The organism is Soonwooa sp. T0.1_25 (genome assembly GCF_057652215.1).
Genome location: NZ_JBYFBZ010000009.1, coordinates 15,164 through 36,650 on the forward strand (window position 1 = coordinate 15,164; position 21,487 = coordinate 36,650).

The following is a 21,487-nucleotide window of genomic DNA, read 5'->3' on the forward strand; positions in this document are numbered from 1 at the left end:
ATTATAAGTTTACCCAAAAGCTCTTTTCAAAAGGCTTTCTACCTTTGGTTCGCTGCCACGGAAGTTTTTGTACAATTCCATTGGGTCTTTGGTTCCGCCGGATGATAATAGAACTTTGTATTTTGCAGCCGTTTCTGGATTGAAAATTCCTGTTTCTTTAAAATACGCAAAAGCATCTGCGTCCAAAACTTCTGCCCATTTATACGAATAATATCCTGCCGAATATCCACCTTGGAAAATATGCGAAAAAGTCGGACTCATCGCCGTTTCAGGATTTACTGGATATAAAGAGGTTTTCGAAGTTTGAGCGTCTTCAAAAGCTTTTATGTCATTTACATCTTTAGGATGCGTGTGATACGCCATATCTAATAATCCAAAACCTAATTGACGAAGCGTTTGGTAGCCTTCCATAAAGTTTTTGGATTGCTCGATTTTTTCAATTTTATCGTTGGGTAAAACTTCACCTGTTTTGTAATGTTTTGCAAATGTTTTTAGGAATTCTGGTTCGTAGCAGAAGTTTTCCAAAAACTGAGATGGTAATTCTACAAAATCCCATTTCACAGAAGTTCCTGAAAGGTTTGGATATTGCGTATTGGCTAACATTCCGTGAATTGCGTGTCCAAATTCGTGAAAAAGCGTCGTCACTTCTTGGAAAGTTAACAAACTTGGTGTGTCTTTCGTTGGTTTGCTGAAGTTACAAACAATAGAAATGTGTGGACGAGAATTCTCGCCATCTTTCGTGAATTGATTTTTATAACTCGTCATCCAAGCGCCGGCACGTTTTCCTTTTCTTGGGAAATAATCGGTGTATAGAATCGCTTTAAGCTGTCGGTTGTCGGTTGTTGGTTGTTGGTTGTCTGTCTGAGCGGAGTCGAAGACTTGATTCTCGGTTCTTGGTTCTTGAATCTCATAAACCTCGTAGGTTTGAACATCCGAATGGTATTTTTGAATCGTATTAACTTCTTTGAATTCCAATCCGAAAAGTTGATTTGCCAGTCCAAAAACCGCGTCCTGAACTTGATTTAAAGGGAAGTAAGGTTTTAATTCCTCATCATTGAAATCGTATTTTGCTTTACGCAACTTTTCAGCGTAAAAAGAATGATCATAACCTTGCATATCTTCGATTCCGTCGGCTTTTGCTAAAGCTTTTAGTTCTTCAATTTCTTTTTGGGCGTAAGGTTTTGCTTTTGTTAAAAGTTCATTTAAAAACTCAATAACTTTAATTGGAGATTTCGCCATTCGCTCTTCCAGAACGTAATCTGCGTAATTTTTATAACCTAAAAGTTCGGCTTTCTGCTGTTTTAATGAAATAATTTTTTTGATAAGATTTTGATTATCAAATTCGCCACCGTCAAAAGATTTTTTGCCATTTGCTAAAGCCAATTCTTTTCTCAATTCGCGATTATCAGCATAGGTCATGAACGGAACATAGCTTGGATACTGTAATGTCACAACATAGCCATCTAAATTTCTTTCTTTGGCTTCTTCAGCGTATTGTTCCAAAATTGCGTCTGGAATTCCAGCTAAATCTTCTTTGTTGGTGATGTGTTTGAAATACGCATTGGTTGCTGCAAGCGCATTTTGTCCGAATTGAAGTGACTTCACCGATAAATCCATATTGATTTGCTTCAATTTTTCTTTATCCGAATCGTTGAGTAAAGCGCCGCTTCTCACAAAACCTTTGTAGGTTTCATCTAAAAGCATTTGTTGCTCTTCATTGAGATTGTATTTTGATTTCTCATCGTAAACTTTTTTAATTCTATTGAAAAGTGCTTCGTTTTGTGAAATTTTAGACGAATATTCTGTTAAAAGTGGCGAAACTTCTTGTGCAATTTGCTGAAGTTCATCGCTGGTTTCGGCAGAATTTAAATTGAAAAAAATATTAGAAACGACATCTAATTTCTCACCTGAATAAGCCAAAGCTTCGATTGTATTTTTGAAAGTTGGCTCTTCTGAATTGTTGACAATTGCATCAATTTCTTTCTCTGATTCTGAAATTAACTCTTTAAATGCGGGAAGATAATCTTCGTTTTTAATGTTTTCAAAAGGTGGCGTATGATAAGGTGTGTTGAAATTTTGGGTAAGTATGTTCATGTTTTGCTGTATTAATGATGTACAAAGTACAATGTATTTACTTAAGTTTTGAGTTTAATGTTTCAAGTTTTAAATCTGAAATCTTAAATCTTGGTTCTTATATCTCTTTCTCAAAGATAAAGCCAAATCTTGAAATTGTGACAAAATTGCGTCCCGGATGGAACGGCATGTTGGAGCTCTCCCAAAAAGAGAGTTTAGGATTGGCTTGGGAAGCGACTAGTGACAGCCGGAAAAGACGCCATGAAAATTATCAGTTCCCTAAATTGTAACGTAAAAGAATGCTAAATTTGATTAAAATATCAAGAATGTCGCATCATTTACTTTTAGTATTCCATTTATTAGGCGCATGCATTTGGGTGGGTGGCCATTTGATTTTGTCCATCGGAATTTTACCCGAAGTTTTGAAGAAAAAAGAGCCTGAAATTCTACTCAATTTTGAACGGAAATATGAGAAAATAGGAATTCCAGCTTTACTTGTTATGGTGATTACGGGCGTTTGGATGTCGTATCAATTCGGGATTAAATGGGATGATTGGTTTCATTTTGAAAATCCTTTGGAAACGGCGATTTCCATAAAATTAGGTTTTCTTCTCGTAACTATTTTGTTTGCGTTGAGTGCTAACTTCCTAGTATTACCCAAACTTTCTGCGAAAACACTTCCATTGATGGCTTTTCATGTGATTTCGGTTACGTTATTGGGTGTTGGTTTTTTGTTGGTTGGGAGTTTTATTCGGTATGGGGGAATTTCTTTTTAATAAATAAAATGTCACTAATTTTTGAAGAGTACTTTTTTAAATATGATTATTTGAAAAATATTATATTTATCTAAATATTAAGTTGATGCAGAAGATTGGATATGAAAAAAGTGAATTAAGGCGTTTTGTGATGCAACTTTTGTCTGACAAAATTAAAAAGCTAGAAAACTTCATAGATTTTACCATAGAAGCAAGTCGCGATATCAAAAAAACGCCAAAGTATGATAGCATTCGTGAGGAAGCTCAAGAAGAGATTTATCAATTGCAAAAGCAATTAGCGGGTTTTTATGATATGCAAAAATCAATGGCGAAAGTTGTCAATTCTGATTTCGAAAAAGTGAGACTTGGCGCTTTGGTGATCACGAATAAAGCTCGTTTTTATATTTCGATATCGTTGGGCGAATTTTTCTATGATGGTGACCGATTTTATGCCATTTCGGAGGAGAGTCCTTTAGCGCAAAAAATGTTAGGTTTGACAGTTGGTAGCGAGTTTACACTCAATAAAATTCATCAAAAAATAGTAGAGATTATTTAATTGAATGAAGACAATTCTAGAAACTTCTCGCTTTTTTCTTCGTGAATTAAATATGAATGATGCTGAATCTTTTTATGCTTTAAATGTTAATCCAAACGTTCTCAAATATACTGGTGATAAAGCTTTTGATCATGTTGATGACGCACGAGATTTTCTACAAAACTATAAAGAATACGAAAAATACGGTTTTGGAAGATGGGCAATTATTTCTAAATCTAATCAAGAATTTGTAGGTTGGTGCGGACTGAAATTTCATCCAGAAACTGATGAAGTTGATCTAGGATTCAGGATTTTTGAAAAATTTTGGAATCAAGGTATCGCCACCGAAACTGCTAAAGCTTGTCTAGATTATGGATTTTCTGTTTTAAAACTTCAAGATATTATAGGTCGTGCGATGTCAGAAAATAGGGCATCGATTTCCGTTTTAGAAAAATGTGGAATGCAATTTTCGAAGAATATTTTATTAGATGGGCAAAAAGCTGTTCAGTATTCTATTTCTAAAACTTAATTCTAGAATCCATAAATCTATTCGTATTTTTACAACATGGAAAATGCAAAGATTTTAAAACATATTATCGAGGAAAGACGTAGTGTTTTTCCCAAAGATTATACCGATACGCCAATCCCAGAACATATTTTGGAAGAAGTTCTTAATGCTTCGGTTTTGGCACCTAATCATAAAAAAACGAAACCTTGGCGCTTCAAAGTTTTTAGAAATGATGACAAACAACAACTTGGTGAAGAGTTGCAATCTATTTATAAAACGATAACGCCACCGCAAACTTTCCTTGAAAAGAAATATCAAGATATTGGTTTCAAAATAGGTAAAGCGAATATTGTAATATCCATTGTTTGCGAATTCAGTGGACTTGTTCCAGATTGGGAAGAAATTGCTGCAACAGCGATGGCGGTTCAGAATATGTATTTGACCTGTACAGCTAATAGAGTTGGTTGTTATTGGAGTTCGCCAGCTTTGGTTAATCATCTTAAAGATTCTTTAAAAATTGAGGAAAACCAAAAATGTTTGGGGCTTTTCTATATGGGAAGTTTGGCTTAATTTTTATTTTTAAAATTGTTTTGATATTTAATTTCTAAATTAAAAGAAATTACTATCTTTGCACACTATTAAAATTTAACCGGGACGTGATCCCAAAAATTAAAACAATATGTCAGTAAAAATTAGATTACAAAGACACGGTAAAAAAGGGAAACCTTTCTTCCACATCGTGGTTGCAGATTCAAGAGCTAAAAGAGATGGTAAATTCATCGAAAAAATCGGAATCTACAACCCAGTTACTAACCCTGCAACTATCGAACTAAATGTTGATGCTGCTGTTAAGTGGTTAAACAACGGTGCTCAGCCTACTGACACTGCAAGAGCTATCCTTTCTTACAAAGGTGCTATGTACAAAAAACACTTACAAGGTGGTGTTGCTAAAGGTGCTTTTGACGAAGTTGAAGCTGAGAAGAGATTCGCTGCTTGGGTTGATGCAAAAGAAGCTAAAGTACAAAGTAAAGTTGATGGTTTAGCAACTGCTAAAGCTGATGCTAAAAAAGCTGCTTTGGAAGCTGAGGTTAAAGTAAACGAAGCTAGAGTAGCTGCTGCTGCACAAGCTGAGGCTGATGCTAAAGCTGCTGAAGAAGCTGCTAATGCTCCTGCTGAAGAAACTACAGAGGCTCCTGCTGAAGGAGAAGCTGCTGCTGAAGAAAACACTGAAGCTTAAGAATCCCCAATTATGCGTAAAGAAGACTGTTATTTATTAGGAAGAATTACGCGTAAGCACGGATTGGCTGGTCACGTGATCCTAAAATTGGACACCGATCAACCTGAACTTTACAATAAATTGGAATCAATATTCGTTGAAATCAACGGATTATTGGTTCCTTTTTTTATTGAAAAAATATCTTGGAGCAAGTCCGACGCACTTAATATTTTACTTAAAAATATTACCGAAACTTTGGCTGACCAAGTTCTTGGGAAAGATGTTTATCTTCCTCTTTCTACTTTGCCACCACTTTCTGGCAAGCAATTCTATTATCACGAGATTGTCGGTTTCGAAATCCATGAAGAAGATGGAAAAACTTGTGGCATCATTCAGTCTGTTAATGACCAGACAGCACAACATTATTTTATGTTAAGATTAGCGGACAAAGATGTTGTTATCCCAATTATTAAAGATTGGATTTTGGAAGTTAATCGCGACGAAAAGTTCATCAAAATGCAATTGCCAGATGGCTTGATGGATGTTTTCTTAGGAGAGCACAAAAAAGACGAATAACTATTTTTTTGGTAAGAAATAAACTTCGTACTTACCAACTTTTTCCTTTTTATTTATCATGACCAAATAAGTTCCCAAATCAGTATCGATGAGGTGACTAATGCCTGTTTTGGTGTAATCTATCTTGGTTTCAGTCTTTGTCCCGTTGAGGTTGACGTTGTAATATTTCATGTAGACTGGTGCGTAACCAAAGCTCGCAACATAATGATTTCCTTGGCTGAACCAAGCATTTCCAGTAACAATACTATCTTTAGCGGTTTTAAATTCAGTTTTCAAAATTCTAACCACTTCATAATAATGATCTCGTAACATATCCTCATTTGGGATACGCTTCATTTTAGGTTTTAGTTCTTTTAAAAGATTTCGTTGATCAGGCGGATACATAGTGTAATCGGTTGATATGGGTGAAAGAAAACCATCTCTTATTAGAAAAGGCTCGTTTGTATTGAGGTTGCAAAAATAATTGAAAGTTCCCCACGAGAAATTATCTAGATCTATTGAAGAATTATTAGGATCGCTAACCAAAGTCATATCTTGGATTTGTGAATACATCTTATTCTGAAGGGCTTTTCGTTCTTCATGTATTTTGTTAAATATCTCCGAATCCCTTTCTTGTTCACCAATATGCCTTTGTTTTTCATATTTTCCAGCGATAACATCAAGGTCAAAAAGTGGAATTTCTTTTTTGATTTTATAATCTAGATATTGGTACATAAATCTGTTTGCGTACAGATTATTTTTACTGTCAAGAAAAGCCAAATTCTGATTGTCAAAATTTGTTTTCAGGCTGTCTTTTTGTAGAATTTTATCGTTTTTAAGAATGAGCAGTTTCCAATCTTGACGATCCCTTTGAAGATAATCTGGCCAGTAAAAAGATACAAATAGTCGCCACGTGATAAAAATTTGATGCTATTTCATTCTGTAGCAGTCCATTCTGCAACTTTTGTTAGTTTGATACTATTGTTTTTAAAACTCGGAAAGTGCGTAATGTCAGGATGTTTATCTTCTTCGATGGCCGATTTTGGAGAATAACAAGAACGTAATGGCAATCAAAAAAAGTAAAAGAAGATAGTTTTTAATAATTGTATTTCTAAAAACTAATATAAGATTCTGAAATTTTATTTAAACAAGTTCGTCTTTCAAAGCGTTAATCTTTCTTTTCATTTTATTAAAAAACAATGCACGATCGCGGTTTCCAGCATTATTCAAGGATTTTGAATTTTTGATTTGGTGTTCAAAATAACTTTTGGCATCGTCAGAAGTCACTTTGTCGTTGGTCATAATGTAACCAAACATACTAAAGGGAACAAAGTAAGCGTTCTCCGTTTCGTTGGTGAATAATATGCTGTTGTTAAGAATCACAATTTCGTTGATGTAGATTTCAAAATTTTGGTCGTCCGCAATTTTTGATTCTAAACGATCGAATAATGTCTCTAAATCTTCTAAAATTAATTGTCCTTCTTTTGACGAAATCATTCCAATTTCAAAATAGAATTTTATCTGCTGAAGAATACTCGAAATACTGCTTTCGTTCCAGATTTCAGTAACTTCCTGTTGTTCATAAAGTTCTTCTAAAGCTTTGTTACTTTCAGAATAATATTTAAAATCAAAATCTTTAAACTTGGTCAAAAACTTATCTTGGTTAAGAAGATTCATCCAAACATAAAACTTGAATTTCGACAATAAGGAATCCGAAATCGTATAAAAAAACGGAATGTCCTTAGCCGAATAATAAACTTTAGCGTGCTGATTTTTGTTTTTAAAACTTGATAAAATCTTTAAAGAATTATCAAAATAATTAAGCAAATCCTCCGATGACTTGACAGTTTGTATGCGCTGAACAACCAATTGATTGGTCGTTCCGACAAATTAGTCTAAAGAAATTTGATAATATCTTGCCAATTCTACCGCTTCTTCCAAACTGAATTTTGACTTCAACGAACTTCTTCGGTGTGCAGCATTGTAACTGATATTAAGGATATTTGCGAGCTCGTTGTTAAGGGATTTGTCACCGATTTTTTTTCGGATTTCTCGAAGTAAAGCTTCCTGATACATTTTTTTGTGATTTTCACAAATTTAATAAAAAACTTAAATGTTTTGCGCATAGACAATCTTCTATTCTGCCTCTAATTTTGAAATAGAATTTTAGAAATCAGAATTATTAAAACCTATTTTTTTATACAAATCACAATGTTTACAAGCTTGACCGTTTTTGGTCAAGAAGAAACACGTTCTCAAGGTGGCGCTTCAAAGATAATTACGTTCACACCATTGTCGTCTAATATTAGCGATGTTAACGGAATTGGGGTCGGAATTGGTCTCGATGGTGATTTTAATCCGAAATCAAAGGGTTTTCAAACCATCCACGGATTTAATCTCGATGTTAATCCACTTGGTTTTTTGATTTTTTGTTTTTACGATTCATTAAAAGCTCAAAATACGATGACAAAAGCACAAATTAATGGATAAAGTCTTTCACTGGCTGGTAATCTTAGGGAGGTAAGTAATACTGGATTTGGCATCTCGATGTACAATTACGGTATGGATATAAATGGTGCTTTCGTGAGCTTTTTTAGTAGTGATGTTGAAGAATTAAATGGACTTGGTGTTTCTATTTTCGGAAATCACGCAAGCAGCGGAAGAGGACTTTTTGTTGGCGGTTATAATTCGGCTGATGATTTCAAAGGGATGCAAATTGGTGTGTACAACCATATGCAGACAGGTTTCGGAATCCAAATTGGCATGGTTAATATTTCGAAATCAACTTCGGCTTTACAATTAGGTTTCTGGAACCGAAACGGAGAACGTACGATGCCATTTATAAATTTTTAAAACAAGAACGATGAAAAATATACCTTATTTATTGATTGTGTTTCGATTTTTGTGCGCACCAATTATTTTAGTTTTAGCATTTTATTTAAAGATAGAAGCGCAAATTCCTATTTTGATTTTAATGTATCTAGGATTGTTTTCAGATATATTTGACGGTATTATTGCGAGAAAAGCAGGTGTTGCTTCGGAGAAATTAAGAGGATTGGACAGTCAGACCGATTTGGTGTTTTGTTTATCCATAGGTGTTGGCACGTATTTACTTTTGCCAGAATTAATTCAACAAAACAAAGTTCCGATTATTTTAATCTTTATTATGGAAGCTTTGTGTTACATCATAAGTTTTGCAAAATTCGGTAAGGAAACCTGTACACACGCTTTTCTATCCAAAATGTGGGGACTGAGTTTGCTACTTGCTTTTACCAGTTTGTTAGGTTTTAAGTATGCTGGTTGGGCTTTCACGACAGGCGTTGTTTTAGGACTGATCTCCCATTTGGATGTGATTTTGATTGTTCTTATACTTCCAAAATGGCAGCATGACATCCCAGGTTGCTATCATGCATGGCGAATTCGTCAAGGGAAATCTATTAAAAAGAATATTTACTTTAATAGTTAATAGGCTAAAACTGTTTAAATTTCATAACTTTGCAGACATTAATTTTTGATAATGAAAAAGCAAACAATTAAAGATCTTTTAACAGATTACAAGAAAGTTTTACATCACGACATTACAGTTTACGGTTGGGTTAGAGCATTCCGTTCTAATCGTTTTATAGCACTTAACGACGGATCAACGATCAATAATTTGCAAGTGGTCGTAGACTTCGAAAATTTTGATGAAAACATTATCAAAAATATCAGCACAGCTGCCTCTCTTAAAGTAACTGGCGAAGTTGTAGAAAGTCAAGGTGCTGGTCAAACAGTAGAATTAATCGCGAAAAAAATTATAATTCTTGGTGACAACTTTACTGAAGAATTGCAGTCGACGATTCTTCAACCTAAAAAACATAGCTTAGAAAAATTGCGTGAGCAGGCACATCTTAGATTTAGAACCAATCTTTTTGGCGCGGTTTTCAGAGTGAGAAGTGCGGTGAGTTTTGCAATTCACCAATATTTTAATCAAAATCAATTCTTCTACATCAACACGCCAATTGTAACAGGAGCAGATGCTGAGGGAGCTGGAGAAATGTTTGGTGTTACTAATTTTGATCTAAATAACATTCCGCGTAACGAAGAAGGAGAAATCGATTACACACAAGACTTCTTCGGTAGGAAAACCAACTTAACGGTTTCTGGCCAGTTGGAAGGCGAAACTGCAGCAATGGGATTGGGGCGTATTTATACATTTGGACCGACCTTCCGTGCAGAAAATTCTAACACCACGCGTCACTTGGCTGAGTTCTGGATGATCGAGCCAGAAGTTGCTTTCAACAATTTGGAGGACAATATCGACTTGGCTGAGGATTTCCTAAAATATGTGATCAACTATTGTTTAGAAAATTGCAAAGACGATTTAGAATTTTTGGATAAGCGTTTTGCAGAAGAGCAAAAAACAAAACCAGAAAAAGAAAGAGCAAAAGAAGGCCTTATCGAAAAGCTTCAAAACATTGTTGCTAAACGTTTCAAGAGAGTATCTTATACAGAAGCAATCGATATTTTATTAAATTCTAAAGAGAATAAAAAAGGAAAATTCGCATATCCAATCGAAGCTTGGGGCGCAGATCTACAATCGGAGCACGAGCGTTTCTTAGTAGAAAAGCATTTCGAAAGCCCAGTTGTGTTGTTCGATTATCCGAAAGATATCAAGGCTTTCTATATGAAGCTGAATGAAGATAACAAAACCGTTGCTGCGATGGACGTATTGTTCCCAGGGATTGGCGAAATTATCGGTGGATCTGAGAGAGAAGCGCGTTTAGATGTTCTTAAACAAAAGATGGAAGAAATGCATGTTGATGAGCACGAGCTTTGGTGGTATTTAGATACGCGTAAGTTCGGGTCTGTGCCACACGCAGGATTTGGTTTAGGACTAGAAAGATTGGTGCTTTTCGTGACAGGTATGACCAATATCCGTGACGTAATTCCTTTCCCAAGAACACCCAAAAGCGCTGAATTTTAATTCAGTTTTTAAAATACGTAAACCCGCCTTTCAAAACTTTTTTTGAAAGGCGGGTTTATTTTTTAGGAGCAATTTCCCGCTCTCGGCTATATCTTTAGGCTTGTCGCTCGGACGGCTCCGCTTGCGCTTCGCCGCCTCACTCCAACCCCAAAGGATGCCGCCTCCATCTGGGCTAGAGATTTGGGATAATCATTTAACCCGAGTTGGAGATAAGAAGATTAACATCTTTTTAGAAGCTTAGACGTTTTTATTTTTGAAACAAAAAAAAGCTTTGCTCATCCAGAGACAAGCAAAGCACATTTATAAATCTTTATTTTGAAAAAAATTCTAATTTAATTTATCCGTCAACTTCGCAAATTGCTTTTCAGCATTTTTCTCTTCATATAGAATGGCGAAAATCGTGTTGATAATCGGAAGTCTTAATTTTTTCTCCTTACATATGCTATAGATGCCATTAGTGGCGTAATAACCCTCCGCGACCATGTTCATCGATTGGATTGCAGACTTAACCGTATAACCTTTCCCAATTAAGTTTCCGAGATTTCGGTTACGCGAGAATAATGAGTAAGCTGTTACCAAAAGGTCACCAAGATAAGCGCTTTCATTAACATCGCGAGGTTCTGGATACACAGCTTCGAGGAAGGTTTCCATCTCACGAATCGCATTAGAAACATAAACCGCGATAAAGTTATCACCATAGCCCAATCCACTAGCAATACCAGCACCGATGGCGTAGATATTTTTTAGGATTGCGCTGTATTCATTACCAAGGATATCTTGACTTTCGTTCACTTTAATGTAGAAAGAAGAGAATATTTTGGAAAGAATTTCGGAGTCTTTTTGGTCTGCTGCTGCAATTGTTAAGTAAGAAAGACGCTCCATCGCAACTTCTTCCGCATGACAAGGTCCCGCAATAACGGCTTGATTTTTATAACCAATCTGGAATTTGTCACGAAGGTAATTTGCAACAATATCATTGTATTCTGGTACAATACCTTTAATTGCTGAACAAAATAATTTTTCTTGATAATTACAACTTAGATTTTCTAAAGTAGCCGCAAGATAAATGGATGGCGTTGCTAAGACAACAATGTCGCAAGCTTCAACCAGTTCGTTAATATCAGTAGTAAGTTTTAGTTGCTTCATGTTAAAGCTAACCATTGGAAGATAAGTTGGATTGTGCCCACGCAATTGTATTGCTCCTTTTACAAACTCGTTACGGACATACCAATGCACGGTTTTACAGTTTTCTGTCAGCATTTTTACAATTGCTGTTGCGAAACTTCCACTTCCTACAACACCTATTTTGGGTAGTTGAGGAGATTTTGTTTTTGCCATTTTGTTCACTTATTTTAACCTTATGCAAAGCTACAATTATATAATTAAAATGAAAATTTATCATTGCAAAATCAATAAATACCTATTATTAGGTATTTCATAGAATTAAAAAATAATTAAAGTTTGTTAAATATTTTACTGTAAATGACCGTTTTATAAAAAATGATTATTTTTGCATTCTTAATTTTTAACGTATAATCAAGCAGATATATATGAAGAGATTTTTGAGAAGTAATAAAAAGACTAATATCGTTTTGGGATGTTTATTAGTTGTTGTTTTTGCTCAAGCCATGTTAATCGGAAAACTTTATTCTGAGAAAGATGACAAAAATTATCAAGTTAATTTAGTAAAAATTAACACGGTAAAAGATAGTATTGATCACCGCGAACTAAAGGAAAATCTTTTGAATGTTGATAAAGTGGTGCGTAATCTTAATTCATTTTTAGTTTCCAAAAACGTATCGGATGTAAGAATTGAAAACCTTGCAAAAGATAGCTTGGCAAACGAAGTTTATCTATCAAAACAAAGTAATCGTTATAGCCAGTATCTAGTAGATCTTGAAAAAAAATTACAGAAAGTACCGTTAGGTGTTCCGACTTCGGGCTATATTTCTTCTAACTTCGGAATAAGAAAAAATCCTATACCGTTCAAAACAGTTTTTGCTTCTGTTAAACCTTTGAAACCTGCTGCAACAGATAGTACTGGCTCAATTGCCACATTAAAGGAAGATCCAAAAGCAAGTCAAAATGCTCCAGCTGAAAAAGATCAAATGCAATTCCATAAAGGGATCGATGTCGCTGTAGCCTTTGGTTCTGATGTTGTTGCGGCGGCAGCTGGTAAAGTTTTGTTTGCTGGACAGAAGGGTGGTTATGGTAATTGTGTCATCATTTCGCATGGAAACGGATTGGCAACGCTTTACGGGCATCTTTCTAGTATTTCGGTAGCTAACAACCAAGAAGTGAAAGTGGGAGAGGTGATCGCAAAATCTGGAAATTCTGGACGTTCTACTGGTCCACATCTTCACTATGAAGTTCATAAAAATAACACGCCGGTTAATCCGAAATTGTTCATGAATTTATAAAATATTAAAAGCATCTTTTTAAGATGCTTTTTTCTTTTTCTATTATCTGTAAATATTAAATTGTTCACGAATTTTGCGTGAGCGATGGCAGCGGAAATCCTTTGGGTTGACGCGAGGCGACGGAGCGTAGCGGAGCCGTCCGAGCGTCAAGCTAAAGATTGTAGCGGACGTAGCGACCCGAAGTTATGCTTTGGCTTTGACTTTGGAAAAACGAGGGGCACGCCCAAAATAAAAAAATCCCGAAACTTGGTAAGTATCGGGATTTTTGTGAAGTATAACTTTAATTATTTCTTAAGCTCTTCAAGAAACTCATCGTGAGAGATTGCTGTTTCTTTTTTGCTTGCTTTTTCTAGGATAGCGTCTTTTAGTTTTGCCATACCAACTTCTGAAGAGATTTGACGTACTTGGTTTTCGTCTTTCAACATTTCAACCGCATATTTTTGTACTTCTTCGTCAGATAAGTGGTGGATACCGTAGATTGCTAATTGATTTCTAACCAACTGCTCAGCTTGTGCTAATACGTCGTTGTAGTCTAAAGAAATTTCGTTTTGCGTCATCAACTTACCTTCTAAGATTTGGTATTTGATTTGGTTTTTCTCTTTTTCAAGAATTTCTTTTGCTTGCTCTTCAGATTGGATGTTTTGGTTAGAGAACATCAACCATTTTGTTAAGAAAGCTTCAGGAAGTTTAACTTCTTCTTTTTCAGAAATTTGTTCTAAAATTTTGTTAACGAAATGTACATCAGCATTTTGTTGGAAATACTCGTCTAACTCTTTTTTAACACGCTCTCTAAGTTCTTCCTCTGACTTAATTTCGTCTTTACCATAAACTTTATCGAACAATTCTTGGTTAAGTTCTGCCAAGTCTAGACCGTAGATGTCTTTAACAGTTACCTCAACTTCGTTGTGGTGCATGTTTTCAGCTTCATCTTTGTTGATGCCTAATTCTTTAGCAAGATCTTCTTTAGCTACTAAATCTTCTTTAGAAACTTTTACAGATTCATCTTTTTTAAGAGACTTAACAAGATCGTATACTGCTTTAGTTTCTTTGTTAGCTGTAACGTGCTTTGGCGCGTGGTTGTGCTCACCTTCTGCACCTTCTTCTACAACTTGCTTAACTTCTAGAGCGATGTAAGAATCTTTTCCGATTTTGTCTTGCTCTACACGCTCAGCAAAACGCTTTTGCATGTTTTCTACACTTGTAGTGATTTCTTTATCAGACGCTTCAACTTTGTAGTGTGGCGCTTCGTATTTTGAAAGATCGATTGTCAATTCTGGCTCGTAACCAACTTCGAAAGCTACAGAAACTTGGTCAGCATTGTAGTCTAACTCGTTAACTGGAAGAGGTACTGGTTGACCTACCAATCTCAATTTGTTATCATTAACATAAGCGTTAAGCGCCTCAGAGATTTGCTTGTTGATTTCTTCAAAAGCGATACCAGCTTCATATTGTTTTTTAACCATACTTAATGGCACTTTTCCTTTTCTGAATCCAGGTACTTGCGCATTTTTAGCGTAGTTAATTAAAGTTTTGTCAACTTTTTCTTTGTAATCTGATTTATCCAAAGTTACAGTAAGTAATGCACTTACTTCGTCATGGTTTTTTGCTGTAACGTTCATTATTAATTAATTGAAATTTTAGTTGGCAAAAATAGTCAAAAAAGAGCGATTTGCAAAATTAATCCTTAGACTAATCATAGCAAATCGCTCATAAAATATGTTAATTTTAATTTTATCGAAGATTTTGTTTATTTTCTTCAACAAAATTGATTCTTAAGATCTTAATTCGTGATACCGAAAGTTGCTTCTGCATCTGTCTCGCCACCAGTTACACTTCCCCAAGCTGTTCCGTTAAGGTTTTCGTTTGCCGAAGCTGGCTCGTGGACCAATGTCATTATTAATTTTGGAGAAGAATCTTTTGTAGCTTTTACAACAGTCCATTTTGTTTTAAGACCAACACGCACGCCTTTTTTGTTGGGTGTATCTAGACGCTCCAATTGGATCTCCGATTTTGGAAAATTGAAAATCATGAAATGCTCATCTTTCGCCATTTCGATCTCGCTGGTTACATCTTCGCTGCCATTCATGAATTGTGCTGTAACTTCATAGCTTTTTCCGTCTTCCAATTTTATTGCGGGTGCAGCGCCAGATCCAACGCTGTAATTATAATCTTGAACATTATTGGTTGTCAAATTCTTAACATGTAGTACGATATTCGTTAGTTCTTCTTGTGGAAGATCATCCGCTTCGAAGTCGTTGTCTCGGCTACAAGATACGATGCTAAGGCTAATAAATGCTAATAAAAATAGTGTGCTTAATGTTCTGATTGATAATATGTTTTTCATTTTGATTTGTTTTAAGTCGTTTTTCATTTTGAAGTAAAATTCGTCAGTTCGAGTGGTTTTTCACAGTCATATTTTTAAAAATTATATCGAGAACAGAATTTTATTTTTTAATAATAGTTTCAAAATGCGCGACGGATTTGTTAATAAAGTTTAATTAAATTTTAAATATTGATACTAAAAATTGTATCTGAAATTGATAATAATATTGCGACCTATATCTTCCGAGAAATATCTAATACGGTTGAGATAATCGCGATAAGCTTTGTTAAATAAATTCTGCACCGTTAAACCAGCCGAAAGATTTTTTGTTAAATTAAATCCTGCTTGTACATTCCAAAGGCTGTAAGCTGGCGGTGGCGTACTAAAATCAACCGTTTTTGTGACCTCGACACCGTTTTCATAAAATGTAATTTCAGAATTGTGAATCGGAAAACGATTTTGTTTTAAAACGCTTCTGTTTTCTAAATTAACGTAGAAGTTGTTCCAATTTTTACGTTGGTATTCCAAACTGTTGCTAAAGTTGGTTGGCATCATCAAGATCAAAGGCTCATCGTTGGTGGTGTCTTGTCCATAAAGATAAGCACCACGACCACGATAGGTGAGGTCGTCTGTCAAATGGAGATTAACATCGACATCAACGCCCAACATTTTTGCATTGATTTGACGATATTCCCAAACTGGAAAAGGTCCAACTTGCGTCGCTTGCTGAATGCCCGTCGGAATCTGATTGATGAAATTGTGGGTGATGAAATAATACGGATTGATACTAAAATCTAAACCTTTCAACACATCCGCTTTTCCGTCAATCAACAAATTGAATTGATGCCCAGATTCGTTTTGCAAACGCATATTTCCTTTTTCGATAATCGCCGCAGAGTGGTGTAGACCTTCAGCAAAGAGTTCCGCAACATTGGGTGTTCTTTCAACTTTTGCGTAATTAAATTTCACACCAAAATTTGGATTGGCTTTCCAATCAATCCCAACATTGTAAGAAAAGTTTTTAAAATTAAGAATCGGATTAGTCAATACACGATTTTGATACGTTCGCACATAAAACTGCGAAAAATTTTGCGCATAATTATTCGTCCAATCTTTGTAGTCATACCACTTGACAACATTGTATTTGGTAGCATCATAACGTGCGCCTGCTTCAACATTTAGGTTTGATAAAAGTTTATATTTAAAAATAGAATACAAACCTCCCGAATATTTATCATAATTCGGAACCAAACGTCTGGCTTGGGTTTTCGGATTCGAGTAATTGTTTTGATACATCAGATCAATGCCTGTTTCCAAAGACCATTTTTCGCGCTCCAATAGATCGTTAATGTTGAATTGATTGGTGATTAGTTCCAAATCCAAACTTGGGATACTATTGAGATCACCACGACGAAGATCATATTCTTTTCGATGATTATATTGGAAACTATAACTCGCCGAAATCTTTCCTAAATTTTCAAAACGTTTAAAAGCCGAAATTTTCGCAATATGATGTTCGATTTCTTGTCTTGGATTATCAATCGAATACCCAAAATCTCTCATATACAAAGGTTCTGGCGCTGTCATCGCCAAATAAAAATCTTTGTCATTGCCAACATGCGAACCGCGGAAAATTCCTAAGTTTTGATTCGTGACATAATAATCAAACGAAATCCCTTGCTTGAATTCATTCTTTTGAACCGTAAAGTTAAAAGAAGAAAACTCGCTTCCCGTGTTCATCAAATCATAGTTAGGCGCGGATAAATCACCAAGCTTTTTGTAGCTTCCATTGGTTTTGATTGCCCAACCATTTTCCCACGTTTTTAAAACTTTAAGGTCTACGCCAAGTCCACGACCATTCGACATCCCCGAAAGATTAGCCGATCCACTTATGCTGTCTTTCTTTTTGTAAATCTCAGGTTCCAAAACGACAACGCCACCAACAGTGTCCGTTCCGTATTTGAGAGCTGAAGCGCCTTTTATCACATCGATGTGTTCAAAATTGGTGATGTCAACATTAGGAGCATGTTCTACACCCCATTCTTGTTCCGCCAATTTTACACCATTGTTGATAATGGAAATTCGGCTGCCGTACATACCGTGGATAATCGGCTTGGCGATGCTGTTTCCGGTTTTCAAAGTTCCAACACCAGAGATTTTGGTCAACAGATTACCGAGATTCTCTGTGGAATTTCGTTCGATGTTTTCTTTATCCAAAGTCTTGATAATGATTGCGCCTTTGGATTTGTGTGGCGCATGTATCGTAATGCTTGCAATTTCTTCTGTGTGATGCTCCAACAGAATTTCCAAATGTAGATTTTTGTTAAGTTCTATTTTGGATTCGTAAGCGTTACATTTTGGGTGCGTTACGATAATGTTGTAAGTCCCAGCTTTGATGTTTGAAAGTGTGAAATTACCTTTTGCATCCGTTTTTGTCGAAAGACTTCCCACGACAACTGTTGCATCACGCAACGCAGATTTGTCATGAAAATCCTTCACCACGCCCTCCACTTTGTACATAGATTGCGCCATTAACAATGTTGTCCCCAAAAGGAGAAACATTACTTTGAATATTGTTTTCATTAAGTTGAATTTCAGTATAACATATCCAAAAGGGAAAGCCCAAATGGAGTGAATTTAATTGCTATTATTACTGAAAAACAGGAGGACCTCGCAAATAGAGGCTGGTAATATTGTAATTGAAAAAGCTTGACTGCAAAACTGCAAACTCCTGCTTTTCCGAAAAAGTTTTGATTGTTGAAAATTCAAAGTCGATTGGCTCGATGCTGTGGTTGGTCGTCAAAAAATGACAAGCCAAACAGTCATTAGCACTCGAGAATTTTTCTAACGAATTTTTCTCGAATTTTACTTCCTTCGAAGTCGAAAAGTTAAGTTGAAACTCGGAATGATGTTGATGTAAGTAGGGCGAAAAGACAAGCAACAACAAATAAAGTCCAGTAATAAAACTGGAGATTATCGATTTATGTTGTTGGTTTTTTCTAAACATCTTTACAAAGTTAGTGTTTTATGTTTTGATATATTTAATTTAAAAACAATTATGTGTTGTTATATGTCTTTAAAAACTAAAATTTGTTACGATTATTTTTCGGAATCGAAGTAAAGACGGTAATATTTACCTTTTTCATCTTGTCCAGTTTCTAGTTTGTCGCGGTCGCCATGAACGTAGATGTGGAAGTTTTTGTCAAGCTTAATGACTGATTTGAAGTGTCGTTGTTGCTTTTTAACTGCTGATTGATTAATCGGAAAATCTTCTGAAATGCTGACTTGCATGTCGTTTTCGTAATCGGTTTTAAAGTTTGAAAAACTTTCGATAACGTGTTCGTCTACCAAGATTTCGTTAACGAAATCATCGTATTTGAATTCTTCTTTTTCTTTGAAGAAGTTAATTGACTTGTTAAGAAAGTCTGCTTGATCGGCTCTTGACACTTCAAATTCTTGAGGAAGTTGCGTCGTGATATAATCTTTGTAAACTGCCAAAGTCTCTTGCGTGTGGAAGAAGTCGTTGTCGCGTTGTTTCACTTTTAAAAAATCCTCGAACCAGTAATACATGTCACCGTTTTTGTTGTTGTCGACAACGGATAAGATGTAGCCAGATTCTTTATCGTTATTGTAGATAAGCGCCGCTTTGTCAATCTTTGAAAGTCCAATCCCGAAATCTCTTTCAATTTCGAAAGATTCGTTTTGCGGATATATTTTGAGGAAAGCTTCTTTTTTTTCGGTTTTGAAAATTCCGATTTTGTCAATTTTTCCGCCTTCTGGATCTTCTTCGGAATCAAAGAATACGATGAATACTTCGCCGTTTTGAACACGTGGATTTTCGGCAGCTTCGTAAAGGTGTTTTGCAATGTTTTCGGACTCCCAAAGGAATTTGTTTTTGTCTTCAAAAATCTCAGCAACCGAACTGTACACGGGATTGTTAACTAAATAGGTGTCGCTGTAAAACTGAAATTGCTCTTCGGACTTGAAAGCGTTAAGGAAATAATTTCCTAATAACTCCTTCATATCTTCGTGCAGCTCTAGCTCTTCCTGAGAAAGGATTAACGGATCACCATTGATTTTGTTACCAACTTTGTGTACAACGATTTTAGAAAACATGTTATAATCTTTTTAGGATTGCAAAGATAGGAATCCGAAATTAAGATTCGATATCAATTTCATGAAGACTTTCTTTTTTTGAGAAATCTGTCAACGGACGCGTGAGGGCGAAGCGCATTGTTGGAGCTCGTGAGTTGAGGCGGCGGCTGAGCGAAGCGAAAGCCGCCGCCTCAACTAACAGCGACTGCGCGTAGACCGACGCTTTGGTTGGGCTAAGCTAGGAAAAGCGGCACGCCCAAATAGAAATATGCTTCTTGGAAATTATAAATTGTATTAAAGTTTTTAATAAAATAGTTAATATGTCAGAAAAATATTAAAGTTATCTAAATATGATGTTTGTCATGAAATTATTATTGTTGGTTAATTTTTGTAAAAACGAATATTAATTAAAAATTAGAATTAAGATGAATAAGGTAATAATTAAAAATGCGGTTTTAGGAATTTTATTATTTGGGTCAGCAAGTTTTGTAACGGCTCAAACTTCAGTGAAAAAGTCGCCAGATATGCAAGTAGCACAAGAACAAGTGAATCCAGCTATTGAAGCTTTGAAAAAACAAGTGGAAGCTAATCCAAAAGATAATAATGCGCTGGTGAATCTTGCGGTTGCTTATCAAGAAGGGAAGGACTGGACGAATGCGTTAGAAACTTGGAAAAAAGTAACAACTGCGCTTCCAGATTGGGCGCCAGCATACTATAGTGAAGGTTATGTGTATCAATCTTTGAAAGATGTGCCGAATGCAACATCTTCGTATCAAAAATATATTAATCTAGTTAAGCCTGAGGAATTAGAGGCTAGTAAAGCAAATTTGGCTTATGCTCACTTTTTTGTAGCTTATTCTCAATTTGCAACTAACAAAGAGGAAGCGAAAAAGAACATAGCAAAATCTCTTGAGTATGACGCAACTAATGCTGATGCCATTAAGCTGAAAGAGGCTTTGGATAAATAATTGAATAAGAATAATGCAATAAAAAACGCTTCAAATTTTTGAAGCGTTTTTGTTTTTTTTATCCTTTGAATTCTCCCATATCGATAAACTTCTCTTGACGATCTTTCATTAGTCGATCTCCCGACTGTTTTGATAAAGTTTTAATGTCTTTAAGAATCACTTCTTTAACATTTTCAAAAGTTTGTTTTGGATCATAATGCGCACCTCCAAGTGGTTCTGGGATAATAGCATCAATCAATTTTTCTTTTAACATGTCAGGCGCTGTCAACTTCATTGTAGCGGCTGCAGTTTCTTTATACTCCCAACTTCTCCAAAGAATTGCTGAACAGTTTTCTGGTGAAATAACAGAATACCAAGTGTTTTCTAACATATAGACGCGGTTACCAACACCAATTCCTAATGCTCCTCCTGAAGCGCCTTCTCCAATAATAATGGTGATAATTGGCGTTTTCATTTGGCACATTTCCAAAATATTTCTTGCAATTGCTTCACCTTGTCCACGCTCTTCAGCTTCTAAACCAGGATAAGCGCCCGGTGTATCTACCAACGTCACAATAGGAATGTTAAACTTCTCCGCCAACTTCATAAGACGCAAAGCTTTACGGTAACCTTCTGGGTTTGACATCCCAAAACGACGATGTTGTCTTTCTTTGGTTGTTCTACCTTTTTGAGTCCCGATAATCATCACACTCTCACCGTTTATTTTGATAAGTCCGCCAATCATCGCCGGATCATCACCAAAGTTGCGGTCGCCGTGTAACTCCACAAAGCTATTTTCGTCAGCAATCCCTTTGATATAGTCCAAAGTGTATGGTCTGTCTGGGTGACGAGATAATTGCACACGTTGCCAAGGCGTTAGGTTTCCGTATATTTTTTTCTTGGTAGCAAGAATTTTATCTTCAATCTTTTTGCAAGATTCTTTAACATCTACACCGCTTTCTTCACCTACTAGAGCACATTTGTCATATTGCTCCATAAGGTCTTTTACCGGTTGTTCAAAATCTAAGTATTCCATTGTTTGTATAAGAATTCAATCTTCAAAAATAGCGTTTTTTTATAACATCTAAATTTTT

Annotated in this window: 23 protein-coding genes; 12 read left to right on the forward strand and 11 right to left on the reverse strand. The window is 35.6% G+C overall.

Annotated features, from left to right (window positions below; genetic code table 11):
- Positions 1 to 9 precede the first annotated feature (9 nt).
- Positions 10 to 2,094, reverse strand: a complete 2,085-nt coding sequence (locus AC23MB_RS11145; RefSeq protein WP_313028867.1) for a M3 family metallopeptidase — start codon at positions 2,092 to 2,094, stop codon at positions 10 to 12.
- A 305-nt stretch (positions 2,095 to 2,399) separates the two neighbouring features.
- Here AC23MB_RS11145 and AC23MB_RS11150 point away from each other — a divergent pair, with 305 nt between their 5' ends.
- The 6 genes from AC23MB_RS11150 (at position 2,400) to rimM (ending at position 5,663) form a co-directional block, all read left to right on the forward strand.
- Positions 2,400 to 2,849 carry a copper resistance protein CopD gene (locus AC23MB_RS11150; RefSeq protein WP_487787279.1) on the forward strand — a complete coding sequence of 150 codons (450 nt, stop codon included), beginning with the start codon at positions 2,400 to 2,402 and terminating at the stop codon, positions 2,847 to 2,849.
- 85 nt (positions 2,850 to 2,934) lie between these two features.
- Positions 2,935 to 3,384, forward strand: coding sequence for a hypothetical protein (locus tag AC23MB_RS11155; RefSeq protein ID WP_487787280.1), 450 nt, complete (start codon positions 2,935 to 2,937; stop codon positions 3,382 to 3,384).
- Positions 3,385 to 3,388: 4 nt separating this feature from the next.
- Positions 3,389 to 3,892: a GNAT family N-acetyltransferase gene (locus AC23MB_RS11160; RefSeq protein WP_312322081.1), complete on the forward strand. Its 504-nt coding sequence runs from the start codon at positions 3,389 to 3,391 to the stop codon at positions 3,890 to 3,892.
- A 36-nt stretch (positions 3,893 to 3,928) separates the two neighbouring features.
- Positions 3,929 to 4,441, forward strand: coding sequence for a nitroreductase family protein (locus AC23MB_RS11165; protein WP_487787281.1), 513 nt, complete (start codon positions 3,929 to 3,931; stop codon positions 4,439 to 4,441).
- A 109-nt stretch (positions 4,442 to 4,550) separates the two neighbouring features.
- On the forward strand, positions 4,551 to 5,108 hold the full coding sequence (locus AC23MB_RS11170; protein ID WP_312322083.1) for a 30S ribosomal protein S16: 558 nt from the start codon (positions 4,551 to 4,553) through the stop codon (positions 5,106 to 5,108).
- Between the two features lie 12 nt (positions 5,109 to 5,120).
- Positions 5,121 to 5,663 carry a ribosome maturation factor RimM gene (gene rimM / locus AC23MB_RS11175; RefSeq protein ID WP_487787282.1) on the forward strand — a complete coding sequence of 181 codons (543 nt, stop codon included), beginning with the start codon at positions 5,121 to 5,123 and terminating at the stop codon, positions 5,661 to 5,663.
- Here the strand turns inward: rimM and AC23MB_RS11180 are convergent, their stop codons facing one another.
- The 3 genes from AC23MB_RS11180 to AC23MB_RS11190 form a co-directional block, all read right to left on the reverse strand.
- Positions 5,664 to 6,377: a hypothetical protein gene (locus AC23MB_RS11180; RefSeq protein WP_487787283.1), complete on the reverse strand. Its 714-nt coding sequence runs from the start codon at positions 6,375 to 6,377 to the stop codon at positions 5,664 to 5,666.
- Between the two features lie 408 nt (positions 6,378 to 6,785).
- The gene (locus tag AC23MB_RS11185) at positions 6,786 to 7,511 is read right to left on the reverse strand and encodes an XRE family transcriptional regulator (protein ID WP_487787284.1); all 726 of its coding nucleotides are present in this window, start codon (positions 7,509 to 7,511) and stop codon (positions 6,786 to 6,788) included.
- A 21-nt stretch (positions 7,512 to 7,532) separates the two neighbouring features.
- Positions 7,533 to 7,718 carry a helix-turn-helix domain-containing protein gene (locus AC23MB_RS11190; protein ID WP_313028910.1) on the reverse strand — a complete coding sequence of 62 codons (186 nt, stop codon included), beginning with the start codon at positions 7,716 to 7,718 and terminating at the stop codon, positions 7,533 to 7,535.
- 135 nt (positions 7,719 to 7,853) lie between these two features.
- Between AC23MB_RS11190 and AC23MB_RS11195 the strand changes: the two genes are divergently transcribed.
- The 4 genes from AC23MB_RS11195 to asnS all read left to right on the forward strand — a co-directional run bounded on the left by AC23MB_RS11195 (position 7,854) and on the right by asnS (position 10,608).
- Complete coding sequence (locus AC23MB_RS11195) at positions 7,854 to 8,132, forward strand: hypothetical protein (RefSeq protein WP_313028914.1); 279 nt, start codon at positions 7,854 to 7,856, stop codon at positions 8,130 to 8,132.
- A 72-nt stretch (positions 8,133 to 8,204) separates the two neighbouring features.
- A complete protein-coding gene (locus tag AC23MB_RS11200) occupies positions 8,205 to 8,495 on the forward strand; it encodes an LA_2272 family surface repeat-containing protein (protein WP_313028918.1) in 291 nt (96 codons plus the stop codon).
- 10 nt (positions 8,496 to 8,505) lie between these two features.
- On the forward strand, positions 8,506 to 9,108 hold the full coding sequence (locus tag AC23MB_RS11205) for a CDP-alcohol phosphatidyltransferase family protein (protein WP_374329111.1): 603 nt from the start codon (positions 8,506 to 8,508) through the stop codon (positions 9,106 to 9,108).
- A 51-nt stretch (positions 9,109 to 9,159) separates the two neighbouring features.
- Positions 9,160 to 10,608 (forward strand): asparagine--tRNA ligase, encoded by a 1,449-nt coding sequence (gene asnS, locus AC23MB_RS11210; protein ID WP_487787285.1) that lies wholly within the window; start codon positions 9,160 to 9,162, stop codon positions 10,606 to 10,608.
- A gap of 327 nt (positions 10,609 to 10,935) precedes the next feature.
- Here the strand turns inward: asnS and AC23MB_RS11215 are convergent, their stop codons facing one another.
- Positions 10,936 to 11,946 carry an NAD(P)H-dependent glycerol-3-phosphate dehydrogenase gene (locus AC23MB_RS11215; RefSeq protein WP_487787286.1) on the reverse strand — a complete coding sequence of 337 codons (1,011 nt, stop codon included), beginning with the start codon at positions 11,944 to 11,946 and terminating at the stop codon, positions 10,936 to 10,938.
- A gap of 212 nt (positions 11,947 to 12,158) precedes the next feature.
- On the opposite strand from AC23MB_RS11215, the gene AC23MB_RS11220 reads away from it, so the two are divergent.
- Complete coding sequence (locus tag AC23MB_RS11220; RefSeq protein ID WP_487787287.1) at positions 12,159 to 13,028, forward strand: M23 family metallopeptidase; 870 nt, start codon at positions 12,159 to 12,161, stop codon at positions 13,026 to 13,028.
- A 284-nt stretch (positions 13,029 to 13,312) separates the two neighbouring features.
- On the opposite strand, the gene AC23MB_RS11225 is transcribed toward AC23MB_RS11220, so the two are convergent.
- The 5 genes from AC23MB_RS11225 to AC23MB_RS11245 form a co-directional block, all read right to left on the reverse strand.
- Positions 13,313 to 14,647, reverse strand: coding sequence for a trigger factor (locus tag AC23MB_RS11225; RefSeq protein ID WP_312322093.1), 1,335 nt, complete (start codon positions 14,645 to 14,647; stop codon positions 13,313 to 13,315).
- Positions 14,648 to 14,808: 161 nt separating this feature from the next.
- On the reverse strand, positions 14,809 to 15,372 hold the full coding sequence (locus tag AC23MB_RS11230; RefSeq protein ID WP_487787288.1) for a hypothetical protein: 564 nt from the start codon (positions 15,370 to 15,372) through the stop codon (positions 14,809 to 14,811).
- A gap of 174 nt (positions 15,373 to 15,546) precedes the next feature.
- The gene (locus AC23MB_RS11235; RefSeq protein ID WP_487787289.1) at positions 15,547 to 17,934 is read right to left on the reverse strand and encodes a TonB-dependent receptor; all 2,388 of its coding nucleotides are present in this window, start codon (positions 17,932 to 17,934) and stop codon (positions 15,547 to 15,549) included.
- A gap of 67 nt (positions 17,935 to 18,001) precedes the next feature.
- The gene (locus AC23MB_RS11240) at positions 18,002 to 18,358 is read right to left on the reverse strand and encodes a hypothetical protein (RefSeq protein WP_487787290.1); all 357 of its coding nucleotides are present in this window, start codon (positions 18,356 to 18,358) and stop codon (positions 18,002 to 18,004) included.
- A 92-nt stretch (positions 18,359 to 18,450) separates the two neighbouring features.
- Positions 18,451 to 19,467, reverse strand: coding sequence for a nucleoid-associated protein (locus tag AC23MB_RS11245; protein WP_487787291.1), 1,017 nt, complete (start codon positions 19,465 to 19,467; stop codon positions 18,451 to 18,453).
- A gap of 404 nt (positions 19,468 to 19,871) precedes the next feature.
- On the opposite strand from AC23MB_RS11245, the gene AC23MB_RS11250 reads away from it, so the two are divergent.
- A complete protein-coding gene (locus AC23MB_RS11250) occupies positions 19,872 to 20,414 on the forward strand; it encodes a tetratricopeptide repeat protein (RefSeq protein ID WP_487787292.1) in 543 nt (180 codons plus the stop codon).
- Positions 20,415 to 20,472: 58 nt separating this feature from the next.
- On the opposite strand, the gene AC23MB_RS11255 is transcribed toward AC23MB_RS11250, so the two are convergent.
- Entirely contained in the window at positions 20,473 to 21,429 is a 957-nt protein-coding gene (locus tag AC23MB_RS11255; RefSeq protein ID WP_312323555.1) for an acetyl-CoA carboxylase carboxyltransferase subunit alpha, read from the reverse strand.
- Positions 21,430 to 21,487 lie beyond the last annotated feature (58 nt).

What these genes read in the sequence shown, in the direction of transcription:
- AC23MB_RS11145 (WP_313028867.1), bottom strand. Translation starts at nt 2,094, where the DNA reads ATGAACATACTTACCCAAAATTTCAACACACCTTATCATACGCCACCT.
- AC23MB_RS11150 (WP_487787279.1), top strand. Translation starts at nt 2,400, where the DNA reads ATGTCGCATCATTTACTTTTAGTATTCCATTTATTAGGCGCATGCATT.
- AC23MB_RS11155 (WP_487787280.1), top strand. Translation starts at nt 2,935, where the DNA reads ATGCAGAAGATTGGATATGAAAAAAGTGAATTAAGGCGTTTTGTGATG.
- AC23MB_RS11160 (WP_312322081.1), top strand. Translation starts at nt 3,389, where the DNA reads ATGAAGACAATTCTAGAAACTTCTCGCTTTTTTCTTCGTGAATTAAAT.
- AC23MB_RS11165 (WP_487787281.1), top strand. Translation starts at nt 3,929, where the DNA reads ATGGAAAATGCAAAGATTTTAAAACATATTATCGAGGAAAGACGTAGT.
- AC23MB_RS11170 (WP_312322083.1), top strand. Translation starts at nt 4,551, where the DNA reads ATGTCAGTAAAAATTAGATTACAAAGACACGGTAAAAAAGGGAAACCT.
- rimM (WP_487787282.1), top strand. Translation starts at nt 5,121, where the DNA reads ATGCGTAAAGAAGACTGTTATTTATTAGGAAGAATTACGCGTAAGCAC.
- AC23MB_RS11180 (WP_487787283.1), bottom strand. Translation starts at nt 6,377, where the DNA reads ATGTACCAATATCTAGATTATAAAATCAAAAAAGAAATTCCACTTTTT.
- AC23MB_RS11190 (WP_313028910.1), bottom strand. Translation starts at nt 7,718, where the DNA reads ATGTATCAGGAAGCTTTACTTCGAGAAATCCGAAAAAAAATCGGTGAC.
- AC23MB_RS11195 (WP_313028914.1), top strand. Translation starts at nt 7,854, where the DNA reads ATGTTTACAAGCTTGACCGTTTTTGGTCAAGAAGAAACACGTTCTCAA.
- AC23MB_RS11200 (WP_313028918.1), top strand. Translation starts at nt 8,205, where the DNA reads ATGGATATAAATGGTGCTTTCGTGAGCTTTTTTAGTAGTGATGTTGAA.
- AC23MB_RS11205 (WP_374329111.1), top strand. Translation starts at nt 8,506, where the DNA reads ATGAAAAATATACCTTATTTATTGATTGTGTTTCGATTTTTGTGCGCA.
- asnS (WP_487787285.1), top strand. Translation starts at nt 9,160, where the DNA reads ATGAAAAAGCAAACAATTAAAGATCTTTTAACAGATTACAAGAAAGTT.
- AC23MB_RS11215 (WP_487787286.1), bottom strand. Translation starts at nt 11,946, where the DNA reads ATGGCAAAAACAAAATCTCCTCAACTACCCAAAATAGGTGTTGTAGGA.
- AC23MB_RS11220 (WP_487787287.1), top strand. Translation starts at nt 12,159, where the DNA reads ATGAAGAGATTTTTGAGAAGTAATAAAAAGACTAATATCGTTTTGGGA.
- AC23MB_RS11225 (WP_312322093.1), bottom strand. Translation starts at nt 14,647, where the DNA reads ATGAACGTTACAGCAAAAAACCATGACGAAGTAAGTGCATTACTTACT.
- AC23MB_RS11230 (WP_487787288.1), bottom strand. Translation starts at nt 15,372, where the DNA reads ATGAAAAACATATTATCAATCAGAACATTAAGCACACTATTTTTATTA.
- AC23MB_RS11235 (WP_487787289.1), bottom strand. Translation starts at nt 17,934, where the DNA reads ATGAAAACAATATTCAAAGTAATGTTTCTCCTTTTGGGGACAACATTG.
- AC23MB_RS11240 (WP_487787290.1), bottom strand. Translation starts at nt 18,358, where the DNA reads ATGTTTAGAAAAAACCAACAACATAAATCGATAATCTCCAGTTTTATT.
- AC23MB_RS11245 (WP_487787291.1), bottom strand. Translation starts at nt 19,467, where the DNA reads ATGTTTTCTAAAATCGTTGTACACAAAGTTGGTAACAAAATCAATGGT.
- AC23MB_RS11250 (WP_487787292.1), top strand. Translation starts at nt 19,872, where the DNA reads ATGAATAAGGTAATAATTAAAAATGCGGTTTTAGGAATTTTATTATTT.
- AC23MB_RS11255 (WP_312323555.1), bottom strand. Translation starts at nt 21,429, where the DNA reads ATGGAATACTTAGATTTTGAACAACCGGTAAAAGACCTTATGGAGCAA.